We start from the raw sequence: 13,328 nt of genomic DNA, 5'->3' as shown, positions 1-13,328 counted from the left end.
CCCACCAATAAAGGCCCCGAAGTGTGTGTTCATACAACCATCAGGCCCAGGCGACCACCAGCCGCGCGGCCTGGGCCGGAATGGTCAAGACGATTCCGGTCAGTTCCTGGAAGCGGTTGAGCCGGTTCAGGATGGTGTTCCGGTGGCAGAACAGCTGTTCGGCCGTGGCTGTGATGTTCCCGGTGGAGAGATAGTGCTGCACGGTTTCCCTGAGGCGCTCCCGTTCCCCGCCGCGGCATTCCTCCATGGCCTCCTCCAGTTGGGCGGCGAGGTCGAGCCCGGCGTCCTGGAGGTTTTGTTGCGCAAACCGGGCCCACGCGGCATCCGCGGACAGGGGGCCGGCATCGCTCGGGCGAAGCAGGGCCGCGAGACTCTCTGCGGTCCGGGCGGCGGCAGGGAGGCCGCGCAGCCCATGCACCTCCGGGACATAGCCGCAGGGAATATCCGCCACAAGCTGCGGCAGCTGCGGCACGCTCCGTGTTTCTCTGGACCTCCCCGCAGATGGCGGCCACAGCAGGAGCGGCCAAAACAGGTAGGTGTTTCCGCCGGATTCGTGCAGGAAGATCTTTTGGCGGCGCTGGGCGGCGCCGAACTGGGTTGCGGCCGCACGAAGGCGAGCCCCGGCCTCGCCGCTGGCAGCGACGAGGCCGCACCGGGCATCCGGCCCGATGCCCAGTGCGGAGCCCACCTGCGAGGAAGTTTCGGCCGAGGGCGTGCTCCGGTTGAACAGCCGGGCGATGAATTCGCGCTGGATGCTGGACTCTTCCTGGGCCATGCGCACGCGCTCGGTCAGGTAGCTCATGTGCGTCCGGGTGGCGAATTCGTCGACGACCCGCCAGACCTGATCCACCCGGGAGGCGAGCAGGCCCGCGTCCTCCGGCGAGGCGATCTCCAGGAGGTCTGCCCACAGGATGCTGAAGTCCAGCCGTACCGCAGACGTCAGGGACTCCGGCGGTATCCCGGCCCTCGCCCGTTTGGACCCGAGGTCCGAGGCAAAGGCGAGCAACCCATCCCGTGCCGTTTCCGCCGGGCCGCCCCGAAGCCCGTGAATGAGCCGGCGGAACGTTTCCCGCGCCGTGTCCCGGATTTCCAGGACAGTCACCTGGCTTTCGCCGTACTCCGGGATTTGCCGGACCCGGGCGGTGAAGGCCTGGGCCAGGATGTCCAGCCTGCCTTCTAGCTGGTCCACCAGTTCGCTCCAGCGGAAACCATCCCCCGGCGATTCAAAATTGTGCATTCTCACATTCTAGGGTCTGGAATGCGTGGCGCACGGCCAGTCATTTTGGAAAAAGCTACTGGCAGAATGGATGGAAGCACCAGGGGTGAGCCCAATCACACCCGCCTGAAGCGTCCTCGCCCGAATCGACACGGACGGATTTGTGCCCGGGTGGGATGACCGCCCAGGGGCCACCGCCAAGACCAGTCACATCTATTTGGAGTAATCATGGCAAGCAGCGCAAGCAACGCCACCACCACCGCCGGCCCGCAGTTACCAGGGGTTGTCGATGAGAGCGTGGCCAAGAAAGTCGCCCTCGCGGCCCTCGTCGGAACGGCGCTGGAGTGGTACGACTTCTTCCTGTTCACCACGGCCGCAGCGCTGGTGTTCAACGCGCAGTACTTCGTGTCCCAGGACCCCTTCGTCTCGGCCATGAGCTCCTTTGCCACCCTGGCCGTGGGCTTCGTGGCCCGCCCGATCGGCGGCTTCATCTTCGGGGCCCTGGGGGACAAGGTGGGGCGCAAGAAGATCCTGATGGTCACCATCGTGGGCATCGGCCTCGTGACCGGGCTCATCGGCCTGCTCCCGAACTACATGACGATCGGCGTCGCAGCGCCCATCCTGCTGGTCGCGCTGCGCATCCTGCAGGGTCTCGCCGTCGGCGGCGAATGGAGCGGCGCGGTGATTATCGCCGTCGAAAACGCCCCGGTCGCCAAGCGCGCCCGCTACGCTGCCCTCCCGCAGATCGGTTCGCCGATCGGCACCATCCTGTCCTCCGGCGGGTTCTTCGGAATGCTGTACCTGGTGGGCCAGGCCAACTTCGACGCGTGGGGCTGGCGCATCCCGTTCATCGCGGCGATCCCGCTGCTGGCCGTCTCGATGTGGATCCGCAGCAAGCTCAGCGAGTCCCCGGAATTCGAAGCCCTCATGGAGTCCGGCGAGACCGAGCACGCCCCCATCCGCGGCGTCCTGACGAAGAGCTGGCGCCAGATCTTGGTGGGCATGTGCTCGGCGCTGCTGGGCATCGGCGGCTTCTACCTCATCACCAGCTTCGTAGTCTTCTACGGCACCAAGGTGCTCAAGATGCCCTACGAAACCTTGCTTCTCGGCTCGCTCCTCGCCGCCGTCTTCGAAATCTTCGCCCTGATCTGGGCCGGCCGCATGGGCGAGAAGTACGGCGCCAGCAAGGTCATCCTCTGGGGCGGCATCGCCTCCGCCGTCATCGCCGTGCCGGTCTTCCTGGCCATCGACACCGCCAACCCCGCCCTGGTCATCATCGCCATGATCATCGGCGTGTGCACCCTGTCCATCCCTTACGCGGTGTCCGGAACGGCCCTGACCGCACTCTTCGCCACAAAGGTCCGGTACACCGGCGTCGCCATCACCTCCAACAGCGCCGGCGTCATCTCCGGCTTCGTGCCGCTGATCGCCACCGCCCTCGTGGCAGCCAAGGGCAACTCGTTCTGGCCCGGCGCCATCATCTTGCTGGTGGTATCCGTATTGACCGCGCTGTCCGGCATTTTCCTCCCCGCACTGAGCATCGAAGAAAAGGGAATGAGGCATTGAGTACAACAACCACCGCCGGGCACCTGATTGTTGCCCAGCTGGAACGAGCCGGTATCCAGCGCGTCTACAGTGTTCCCGGGGAGAGCTTCCTGGATGTGCTGGACGGCCTGTACGGATCCTCCATTGAAACCGTGGTGACCCGCCACGAAGGCGGCGCCGGGTTCATGGCCCTCGCCGAAGGCCGGCTCACGGAGCTTCCGGGCGTGGCCATGGTGACCCGTGGCCCCGGTGCCGCCAACGCCTTCATCGCCATCCACACCGCGCACCAGGACGCCACCCCGATGATCCTGTTCGTGGGCCTCATCCCGGTCGCGGACCGCGGCCGGGAGTCGTTCCAGGAATTCGACATCAACGCCTGGTTCGGCAGCACCGCCAAGAAAGTCGTGACGCTCGACGACGCCGACTCCGCCGCCCGCGTGGTGGACGACGCCATCTTCACGGCCCTCAGCGGCCGGCCGGGTCCCGTCGTGATCGGCCTCCCCGAAGACGTGCTGGTCCACGCCATTGAATCGGGCCCAGCGAAATCGTGCACAGTGGAGCCCCGCACCGTAGCCCGGCCCGAGCCGTCAGTGGCGGACCTCGCCGGACTGGAGGCCAAGCTGGCCGCGGCCAAGAAGCCCCTGATCGTGGTGGGCGGCGAAGGCTGGAACCAGGAATCCTCCGACGCGCTGGCTGGCTGGTCCTCCCGCCACGGCATCCCCGTCCTCGCGGATTTCCGCGCCTATGACGCCGTCCCGCACAGCAGTGACTCCTACGCCGGCTACCTCGGCTACGCCCGCAGCGACGCCAACGCCCGCCGCCTCGATGAGGCCGATCTGCTGGTGTTCGTCGGCTGCGTCCGCGCCGACGTGCTCTCCGACGGCTACAAGCGCGGACTGGATGCCGTCACCGTCGTGGTCCACCCCGGGGCCGATCTGCTGGGCCACTTCGGCCGGCTGGACCAGCACATCCCGGCCCACGTCGCGTCCTTCGCCAACGCACTCGCCGCCACGGAATCCGCGGTGGAACCCGCGGCCGGCTGGCTGGCAGGGGCCCGCGCGGACTACGAAAAGTTCTCCACCGCGCAGCCTGACGGTGGAACCGGCGTGGACCTCGCCGTCGTGATGGAAATCCTCAAGCAGGAAATGGACGACGACGCCGTCATCACCTACGGCGCCGGGAACCACTCGCTGTGGCCGGCCCGCTACCTGAAGCACAACACGGCGAACTCCCTCGCAGCGCCCCGCAACGGCGCCATGGGCATGGGGATTCCGGCCGCGGTGACTGCCTCCCTGGCCTACCCCGGCCGCCAGGTGATCTCCGTGGCCGGCGACGGCTGCTTCATGATGAACGGCCAGGAAATGGCCACCGCCATGGGCCACGGCGGTAAGTTCATCGCCCTCGTGGTGGACAACGGCATCTTTGCCACGATCCGTGAGCATCAGGAAGGCCACTACCCGGGCCGCCCCTCGGGCACGCACATGGCCAACCCGGACTTCGCCGCGCTGGCCCGGTCCTACGGCGGCTACGGCGAACGCGTGGAGAAGGCCGAGGACTTCGGCGCCGCCTTCCGCCGCGCCGTCGAATCCGGGCTGCCGGCGGTCCTGCACCTCCCGCAGGATCCCACCACCCGCTCACCCAAGACCGCCAGCAACTGACCGGAGCCCGCCATGATCACTCTGCACAACATCATCAACGGTGAGATCGTCCAAGGCAGCGCCGCAGACGGTTCAGCCGCTGCCACCCTGCCGTTCTTCGACCCCGCCACCGGAGTCCAGCTCGGCACCGCGCCGGACAGCGACGCCGCCACCGTGGACCGCGCGTTCCAGGCCGCCCACACTGCCTTCCAGAGCTACAAGCGGACCACCCCGGCCGAACGCCAAGCCATGATGCTCAAACTCGCCGACCTCATCGAAGCCAACGTCGATAGGCTCCTGGACGCCGAGGTGGCCTGCACCGGCAAGCCCCGCCAGGTGACCCGCGAGATCGAGATCCTCCGCGGTGCCGACCAGCTGCGCTTCTTTGCCGGCGCCTGCCGCGTGGTGTCCGGGACCGCCCAGACCGAATACGTCCGCGGCTTTTCCTCCACGGTCCGGCGTGAACCCCTCGGCGTGGTCGCCCAGATCACCCCGTGGAACTACCCGTTCATGATGGCCATTTGGAAGATCGGACCGGCGCTCGCCGCCGGCAACACGCTGGTGCTGAAGCCGGCGGACACCACCCCGTGGTCCACTCTGGTCCTGGGCGAGCTGGCGCAGGAGGCCTACCCGGCCGGCGTCGTGAACGTCATCTGCGGTGGCCGGGGGACCGGTGCCGCCATGGTGGATCACGAGATCCCGGAAATGGTGTCCATCACCGGCTCCACCCGGGCCGGGGCGCAGGTGATGTCCGCGGCGTCGAAGACCCTCAAGGACGTCCACCTGGAACTCGGCGGCAAGGCACCCGCGATCGTCTTCGCCGACACCGACATTGACTTGGCGGCCAGGGAGATCGCGCTCGGCGCATTCTTCAACGCCGGCCAGGACTGCACCGCCGTCACCCGCGTGATTGTGGAGAAATCCATTCACCAAGAGTTCGGTGCCGCGCTCGCCACGGCCGCCGCAGCGCTGCAGGTCGGCGGCGACGCCGCGGACCTCGGGCCGCTGAACAGCGCCGCGCAGCTGGACCGGGTGGAGGGCTTCATGTCCCGGCTGCCCGCCAACGCCAGGGTCCTCTCCGGCGGCAAGCGCACCGGCACCGGCTATCACTTCGAGCCCACCGTGATCGACGGCGTCTTCCAGGCCGACGAGGTGGTGTGCGAGGAGATCTTCGGACCCGTGGTCACCGTCCAGCCGTTCGCCACGGAGGAGGAGGCCATCGAGCTCGCCAACGGGACGAAGTACGCACTGGCGTCCAGCGTCTGGTCCAACAACCACGGCGTCGTCACCCGGGTATCCAACGAACTGGACTTCGGCGCCGTCTGGATCAACTGCCACCAGGTGATCCCGGCCGAGGCCCCGCACGGCGGTTTCAAGCACTCCGGCACCGGCAAGGACCTCTCCGTCTTTGGCCTGGAGGATTACACCCGCATCAAGTCCGTCACCACCTCCCACCGCTGAGAACCACGCTAGGTAACCCATGAAACTCGATCTGCTGCTGCGCAACGCGGACATCATCACCATGGATGAGCACCGCCCGCATGCCACCTCGCTGGGGGTCTGGCAGGGCCGGGTTGTGGGCCTCGACGGTGACTTGGACTCAATGGAGGCCGCCGAGGTCCTGGACCTCGGCGGCGCCACCGTGACGCCCGGCTTCATCGACGCCCACTGCCACACCACCTGGTTCGGGCTTGGCTTGGGAGAACTGGACGTCTCCGCCGCCCGCGGGCTGAACCAGCTCTACGCCCTGCTGGAGGCCGACATGGCGGCAGATAGTGCCGCAGGTCCCGGGACAGGCCAGGCGCGGGGCTGGCTGCTGGCCACCGGTTTCAGCCAGCAGCAGCACGGCGGCGAGTTTCCGGACATCACCGTCCTTGACCGGATCACGGGCAGCCGGCCGCTGTTCATGCGGCACAACTCCGGCCACATGGCTGTGGTCAACACCGCCGCGCTCCGGCTGGCCGGCGCCGAACCGGCGTCGTTTCCGGACCCCGACGGCGGCGTGATTGTCCGCGACGCCGCCGGCCGCCCCACCGGGCTGGTCCAGGAAACCGCGCAGCAGCTGATCCAGCAGTTGATCCTGCCGTACTCGTCCGAGGCGATCGAAGCCGCACTGGACCGGGCCACCAGGCACTACGCCGCGGAGGGCATCACGAGCTTCACCGAGGCTGGGATCGGCGGCGGCTGGATCGGCCACAGCCCCGTGGAGCTGGCCGCCTACCAGCGGGCGGCATCCGCGGGCAGGCTCCACGCCCGGGCGCAGCTGATGCCGGTCCTTGATGTGCTCCACCCGCTCGGCGGACAGCACCCGCCGGGCGCGGCACCCGCCGGACTGGACCTGGGCATCACCAGCGGATTCGGCGACGACTTCCTGTCCCTGGGCCCGGCGAAGGTGTTCCTGGACGGGTCACTGCTCGGCGAAACGGCCGCGGTCAGCCAGGACTTCTGCAGCCACGGCGGGACGGACAACACCGGCAACACCGGTTACTTCCAGGCCGAACCGGAGGCGCTCCGGGCAAAGATCGAGGCCGCCTACGCGGCCGGCTGGTCGATCGCGGCGCACGCCATCGGCGACCGCGCCGTGGACCTCGCGATCGACATCATCACCGGCTGCGCCGCGAAATACGGCCCCCGTGCCGTGCCCAACAGGATCGAACACGCCTCGATGACCCGGCCCGAGCAGCTCCCGCGGCTGGCTGCCGCCGGCATCGCGGTCACGCCGCAGGCCAGCTTCTTCTCCGACGGCGGGGACGGCATGACGCTGTCCCTCGGCCCGGAACGGCTCGGCTGGGCCTACCGGGCGGCGTCGTTCCAGGCTGCGGGGGTGACGCTGGCCGGCAGCTCCGACCGCCCCGTGGCGGACGGAAACGTGCTCCGCGGGATGCAGGCCTTCGTGGACCGGCGCACCGCCTCCGGTGCCGTTTTCGGGAACCCGGACGAGCGGCTGAGCCCGCTCCATGCCCTGGCGGCGTACACCACCGGCGCCGCCGCAGCCACCGGCACGTCCGGCATCAAAGGCTCACTGACCACCGGGAAGCTGGCCGACTTCACCGTCCTGTCCGGGTCCCCGCTCACCGCGGGCAGCATCGCCGAACTCGAGGTGCTGGCCACCGCCGTCGGAGGGAACTTCACGTTCCGGACCCCCGGCCTCACGTTCCCGGTTGTGGCCGATTCCGCCGCAGCCGGTCCAATCTTCAGCACAGCTACCAACCGTTCATAGGGGAACATCGTGACTACTCACACCACTTTCAGCAACCGCGACGCCGCGTTCGTGCGGGACTTCCACATCATGAGCGAATTCGGCGCGACCGAGAACGGCGGCGTGGAACGGCAGGCGGCCAGCGTGCCGGACGGCCAGCAGCGGCAATGGCTCACGGGCCTGCTGGAGGCCAAGGGCTTCACCGTGCGGTTCGACCGGGCCGGCAACCAGTGGGGCCTCTATGAGGCCGTGCCGGGTGCCCCCTTCGTGGTGGTGGGATCCCATATGGATTCCCAACCGACGGCGGGACGCTACGACGGGGCGTACGGCGTGCTGGCCGCAGCCCACGCGGCGTTCCGGCTCGTGGAGCAGTGGGCCGGGGCCGGAGCCGCCGGGCAGCCCCGGTTCAACATCGCGGTGGTCAACTGGTTCAACGAGGAGGGCTCCAGGTTCAAGCCGTCCATGATGGGCTCCTCCGTCTACACGGGAAAGCTCGAACTCGAGACCGCGCTGGCCACCACGGACGCGGCCGGAGTCACGGTCCGCGAAGCCCTGGACGCGATCGGCTGCCGCGGCAGCTACGAGGGCCCCGAAGCCGCGTACTGCGCCGAGATCCACATTGAACAGGGCCGGAGCATGGAGCGCGAAGGCATCACCATCGGCCTGGTGAACTCCAACTGGGCGGCCAACAAATACGAGTTCGTGATCCACGGCGAGCAGGCCCACACCGGGTCCACCGTGATTGCCGACCGGAAGGACGCGCTGCTGGGCGCGTCCATGATGGTGGTCGCGGCCCGGGAACTCGCCGACACCTACCCCGGCGTGCTCCACACCTCCGTCGGGCAACTGAATGTCTACCCCAACTCGCCCGTGGTGGTGCCGTCCCGGGTGAGCCTGCTGCTGGACCTGCGCAGCGCCGACGAAGCTGTCCTTGCCGAGGCGGACGCCCTGTTGGACAAGCGGATCGCCGGAATCGAGAAGCTGGCGAACGTCACAGTTGAGCGCAACCACTCCCACACCTGGCCCGTGACCCCCTACCAGCCAGAGGGCGTTGAACTCGCGGCCAAGGTGGCGGCGGACCTGGGCCTGGCGAACAAGCCGGTCATGACCCTGGCCGGGCACGATTCGACCAACATGAAGGACCTGGTCCCGACGGTGATGCTGTTCGTGCCCAGCGTTGGCGGGATTTCCCACAACGAGTACGAATACACCACGGACGAGGACATCGTGGCCGGGCTGACCATGCTCACTGAGGTTGTGAACCGGCTCTGTAACGGGGCGCTGGAAGACTGACCGCGGCCCCCGCTGTTCCTCCCGAGGAACAGCCTCAGGCGCACGGGAGGAACAGCTTCACGCGCCTTCCGGCTTCTGCGAGATCCAGAGCATCGCCCCGTTGGGGTTCTCCGGCAGATCGGCGGCGTCTGGGTTGGCGACGTGCAGGGTCCGCCCGAAGGCCTCTTCCGTCAGGCTGACCCGGTGGCCCGCAGCCGCCAGGCGGTCCCGCAGGGCGGCGAGGTCGCCGGTGTATTCAAAGCCCAGACCGGACCGAACGGCGCCGCTGGCGGGCCGCACCATCAGAACGCCGCCGTTTTTCGCCGTGAAATCCGCGGTCTCGTCATCGTCCGGGGCCGGGCGCAGCCGGGCGCCGATGTTCCGCAGGGTCTGCGCCGCGGCGGCAGCGTCCGGCGTGAACCAGACTTCGACGACGGCGAGGGCCGGATCGGCGTCCGCGCACTGCGCGCCGTGGGCGGCTTTGTCCGCGAAAAAGCCGAACCCGTCCTCGCCTGTGATGCGGCAGGTGTCGCCGTGGCGGGCGCTGACCAGTTCGGCCGGGGTGGTGCCGTCCTCTACGCCTGCCAGGTTGGTGCGGCGCGCGAACTCTGCCAGGTCTCCGACCTCGACGCCGAAGTCCGTCCTGCCGTCCAGAACAGTGCCGTCCTGCATAGTGCCGTCCAGAGCAGTGCCGTCCGGCGCGTTCCCGGGTACTCCGTCGCCGCTAGTCCCGGCACCCCCCGCTACGCGGTGCAGCGCGAGGCGGCCGGAGCCGGCGTCGAACTCCTGCCAGTCGCCGTCGTCGACCGTCCGCACCATGCCGAGGGCGGACAGCAGCTGCCCCCACTGGTCCATGCGGGAGGTGTAGTGGATCGGGCGGACGCGCAGCATGGGATCTCCTTGCGAGGGACGGGTTGGCTCCTCATGACATGGTGCCACCAAAGCACCCATCAGGGCAGCCCCGCGGAGCACAATGGTGCCATGGCTGTTGAACTTGAGGAACTGCTGGTGAATGACGCCGCCGAGTGGCGCGCCTGGCTGGAGCGGCACCACGCGCAGAGTCCGGGTGTGTGGCTAGTGCTGCACAAGAAGGGCGGGTCAGTGACCGGGCTGGACTACGAGGCCGCGCTGCAGGAGGCGCTGTGTTTCGGCTGGATCGACGGGCAGGGCCGGCGGCGGGACGGGGAGAGCTCCCTCCAGCGGATGACCCGGCGCGGACCCAAGAGCGTGTGGTCCGCACGCAACGTGCAGCGGATTGAACGCCTGGAATCGGCGGGACGGATGGCCCCGGCCGGGCAGGCAGCTGTGGCCGCCGCCAAGGCGGACGGGCGCTGGGAGGCCGCCTACTCGGGCGCAGCGACGGCGGAAGTCCCGGATGACCTCGCCGCGGCCATCGCGGCGGAGCCCCGGGCGCAGGCGATGTTCGAGGTCCTGACGTCCGTGAACCGGTATGCCCTGATCTACCGCACCAACTCTGTCAAGCAAGCATCCACCCGGGAGAAGAAGATCGCCGGGTTCGTGGAGATGCTCGCCCGGTTCGAAACGCCGTACCCGCAGGCCAAACGGCCCCCAAGTCCGTAACGGCCGGGACCGTGACGGCCATTCCCCGCGGCTCGCCGCGGATCCGGCCGCCGCGTCCCAGAGAACTCCCAGCAGTCGTCCGGGCTGCAGGTAGTTGCCGCTGGCAGAATTGGGCGGATGCTCCTTGCCCAGCGTGCCCCGCAACCCCCTGCCCGCCTGCCGCTACCGTCCCAGCGGCGGCTCTTCTTCGCGGCAGCGGGCCTGCTGATCGCGGGGGAGACGGTCTTCTGGACTGTGCTCGCCGCCGTGCAGTCGAACAGCGGCGTGGCCGCCCTGGACGCGCCCGTGCACGACGGACTCGTCGCGTCCCGGAACCCGCTGGCCACCGCCATCCTGACGGCCGTGACCACGGTGACGTCGCCGGTGTGGATGACTGTGATCGGCTGCGCGGTGGCCCTGGCCTGGGCGGCCTGGAAACGGGAAGTCTGGCGTCCGGCCCTGCTAATCGGCGCCATGGCGGCCACCTTCGCGGTGTCCACGCTGATCAAACACGACGTCGGCCGCGGCCGGCCCGCCGCCAGCGACTTCATGCTGGGACCGGACGACGCCCTGTCGTTTCCCTCCGGCCACACCTTCGGTGCCGGCGTCTTCCTGTGCGTCCTGAGCTACCTGCTGGTGGCGGCCCGCGGGACGCGGACGACGTCGGTGCTCGCCTTCGCGGCCGCAGCCGCGGGAACGCTGGTGGTGGCCTTCAGCCGCCTGTACCTGGGCTATCACTGGCTGACCGACGTACTCGCCGCCTTGGGCCTGGCGCTCGCCGTTACCGGGATCGTCATCCTCGCCGACGGGCTGCGCGCCACCATGGCTCCGCGGCCCGCGCCGCTGGCGCCGGCCGCGCTCCGGTCGCCGCCCGCGCCGGCGGAGGTTCGCCCGGCGGAAGTTAACCCGGCGGAAGTTAACCCGGCAGGGCCTGGCCCGTCAGAGCCCGACGCCCATCGCCTGGGCGATCACAACCGCTGAGGCTGAGGACCACGCCTGCGGGTGGCAGGAGGCCGGATAGGGCACCGCGACGCCCGAGTCCTCGGCCCGCACCCCTGCGAAGACCTCCGGCAGCCGGTGCCCGAAGGAGGCTGCCGCCGCGAGCAGGCCATCGGCGAGGATCCGGCCCTCGGCGATGAAACCGTCGGCGAGGAGGCCGCGGATCGCGATGGCGGTGTCGTGGCTCCAGACCGAGCCGCAGTGGTAACTGAAGGGCCAAAACCCTGCGGCCCGCCGCGAAATCGTGTGCACGCCGTAGCCGGAGAACAGCTCGGGGCTCACAAGCCGGTCCGCCACGATCCGGGCTTCGGCCTCATCCAGGATGCCCGTGCCCAGCAGGTGTCCCATGTTCGAGCCCGGGATGTCCAGGGGAACGCCGTGTCCGTCCAGGGCCATGGCCGGGAACGGCCCGCCGTCGTCCTCCACCCAGAAACGCTCCCGGAACCTGAGCCGGAGGGCAGCGGCGAAGTCCCGCAGCGCCAGGCCGCCGGGTTCGCCGTAGGCGTCGAACAGCTCCGCCGTTTCCACCGCTGCCTGGTACGCGTAACCCTGCACCTCGGACAGGGCGATCGGCCCCTCGGCCTGGCGTCCGTCGCGAAACTGCATGGCGTCCCGGGAGTCTTTCCAGCCCTGGTTGCTCAGGCCGTGCCCAGATGCGTCCCGGTAGCTGAGGAACCCGGCGTTGCCCGACCCGGCGTTGCCCGCTGCGCCGGTACCCGCTGCGCCGTCCGGCCCGGTTGCGCCGGCGGCGAGCAGCCACTCCGCGGCGCGTGCCGCGTTCGGCAGCAGCGACCGGACTGCGTCGTCGTCCCGGCCAGCGCGCCAGAGTTCACCGAGCAGGCACAGCCACAGCGGGGTGGAGTCCACGGCCCCGAAGTACACCGGGGGCAGGCGCAGGCCCTGGCTCTCCAGCACAAGCTCCTTGGACCGCAGCTCGTGCAGGATCTTGCCGGGTTCCTCGGCGGCCGCGGCGTCGGTCCGCGTACCCTGGAAGGCTGCCAGCGCGCGCAGCGTGCCCGCCGCCAGCCCGGTGTCGAGCCCGTTGTCCAGCGGCAGCAGCAGCCGCGCGGCCCACAGCGAATCCCGCCCGAACAGCGTGAAGTACCAGGGCGCCCCGGCGGCGATGAACGGCGCGTCCGGCAGCTGGCGGGTGGCCAGCCGGAGCCCGGCCACTTCGTCGAGGGAGTTGTCCAGGAGCAGGCCCAGGGCCCCGGCCGGTCCGGTCCGCGGCCGCCGGGCCGCGGGAGGCCGGGCAGCCACCACGGCGTCGTCGCCATCGGTCAGGACGGCCTGCCATTCAGCTTCGAACGGCCGGCCCCGGCCTAGGGTTCCGCGCCAGGTGAGGTGTCCGTCAGGGGTGACGGCCCCGGCGGCCGCCACCGTCAGGGCCTTGCCGCCCTCCTTCCAGCGCAGTGCAGACTGGTCGGCAGAGATCGGGCCGGACGGGCCACGGAAGCGGCTGAGGCGGATCTGGGCCATGTCGGTGAAGTCGGCGGCCAGTTCAATGTCGATTTCGACGTCCAGGGAATCCAGTGAGGTGCGCAGCTGCAGGGTGTGCCGCACCACGCCCGGCGTCACGGTCCAGGTCTGGAGGAGCTCGACGGCGGGATCCTCAGTGGGTCCCGGGATGCCGCGGACCAGGCCCCGGACGCGCAGGACGCCGCCGGGTTCGGTCTCGACTGCGGCCGGTTCGGGTTCCAGGCCGTTGACGCGCACCAGCGCCCGGCAGAGCATCCGGGTGTCGCCGTGGAGCAGCCCGGTGAACCCGGCCGGATCAGCGGAGTCGCCGGCTCCGGGCGGTTTGACCTCGCCGGCCAGGCGGCCGTCGGGATCAAGCCACAGCTGTGTGGGGGCGGCAACGGAGCAGTATTGGCGGTGCAGGCCTGGCTGAACAGTCATC

At 69.4% G+C, this 13,328-nt stretch carries 10 protein-coding genes; 7 read left to right on the top strand and 3 right to left on the bottom strand.

Annotated elements, in window-relative coordinates; genetic code table 11:
* Positions 1-40 precede the first annotated feature (40 nt).
* On the bottom strand, positions 41-1,237 hold the full coding sequence (locus M2428_RS14285) for a helix-turn-helix domain-containing protein (protein ID WP_277526608.1): 1,197 nt from the start codon (positions 1,235-1,237) through the stop codon (positions 41-43).
* A gap of 207 nt (positions 1,238-1,444) precedes the next feature.
* On the opposite strand from M2428_RS14285, the gene M2428_RS14280 reads away from it, so the two are divergent.
* From M2428_RS14280 to M2428_RS14260, 5 genes are read left to right on the top strand one after another with little or no spacing between them, the layout of a single operon-like run.
* The gene (locus tag M2428_RS14280; RefSeq protein ID WP_277526607.1) at positions 1,445-2,782 is read left to right on the top strand and encodes an MFS transporter; all 1,338 of its coding nucleotides are present in this window, start codon (positions 1,445-1,447) and stop codon (positions 2,780-2,782) included.
* Positions 2,779-4,419 (top strand): thiamine pyrophosphate-dependent enzyme, encoded by a 1,641-nt coding sequence (locus M2428_RS14275; protein WP_277526606.1) that lies wholly within the window; start codon positions 2,779-2,781, stop codon positions 4,417-4,419. The genes M2428_RS14280 and M2428_RS14275 overlap by 4 nt, the downstream gene beginning before the upstream one ends.
* 12 nt (positions 4,420-4,431) lie before the next feature.
* Positions 4,432-5,859: a gamma-aminobutyraldehyde dehydrogenase gene (locus M2428_RS14270; protein ID WP_277526605.1), complete on the top strand. Its 1,428-nt coding sequence runs from the start codon at positions 4,432-4,434 to the stop codon at positions 5,857-5,859.
* A 19-nt stretch (positions 5,860-5,878) separates the two neighbouring features.
* Positions 5,879-7,618 carry an amidohydrolase gene (locus M2428_RS14265; RefSeq protein WP_277526604.1) on the top strand — a complete coding sequence of 580 codons (1,740 nt, stop codon included), beginning with the start codon at positions 5,879-5,881 and terminating at the stop codon, positions 7,616-7,618.
* Between the two features lie 9 nt (positions 7,619-7,627).
* Positions 7,628-8,890: a M20 family metallo-hydrolase gene (locus M2428_RS14260; RefSeq protein WP_277526603.1), complete on the top strand. Its 1,263-nt coding sequence runs from the start codon at positions 7,628-7,630 to the stop codon at positions 8,888-8,890.
* A gap of 57 nt (positions 8,891-8,947) precedes the next feature.
* On the opposite strand, the gene M2428_RS14255 is transcribed toward M2428_RS14260, so the two are convergent.
* Positions 8,948-9,760 (bottom strand): VOC family protein, encoded by an 813-nt coding sequence (locus M2428_RS14255; RefSeq protein WP_277526602.1) that lies wholly within the window; start codon positions 9,758-9,760, stop codon positions 8,948-8,950.
* Between the two features lie 90 nt (positions 9,761-9,850).
* Between M2428_RS14255 and M2428_RS14250 the strand changes: the two genes are divergently transcribed.
* Both M2428_RS14250 and M2428_RS14245 read left to right on the top strand, forming a co-directional pair.
* On the top strand, positions 9,851-10,450 hold the full coding sequence (locus M2428_RS14250; protein WP_277526601.1) for a YdeI/OmpD-associated family protein: 600 nt from the start codon (positions 9,851-9,853) through the stop codon (positions 10,448-10,450).
* Between the two features lie 117 nt (positions 10,451-10,567).
* Positions 10,568-11,410: a phosphatase PAP2 family protein gene (locus M2428_RS14245; protein ID WP_277526600.1), complete on the top strand. Its 843-nt coding sequence runs from the start codon at positions 10,568-10,570 to the stop codon at positions 11,408-11,410.
* Here M2428_RS14245 and M2428_RS14240 read toward each other — a convergent pair.
* On the bottom strand, positions 11,369-13,327 hold the full coding sequence (locus tag M2428_RS14240; RefSeq protein WP_277526599.1) for a glycogen debranching N-terminal domain-containing protein: 1,959 nt from the start codon (positions 13,325-13,327) through the stop codon (positions 11,369-11,371). The genes M2428_RS14245 and M2428_RS14240 overlap by 42 nt on opposite strands.
* Position 13,328 lies beyond the last annotated feature (1 nt).

The sequence above is a fragment of the Arthrobacter sp. ES3-54 genome, from assembly GCF_029504395.1.
In the GTDB taxonomy this organism is placed as follows: Bacteria; Actinomycetota; Actinomycetes; order Actinomycetales; family Micrococcaceae; genus Arthrobacter.
Note: the sequence above shows the minus strand (reverse complement) of the source record. Positions and strands in the feature narration are given on the sequence as shown.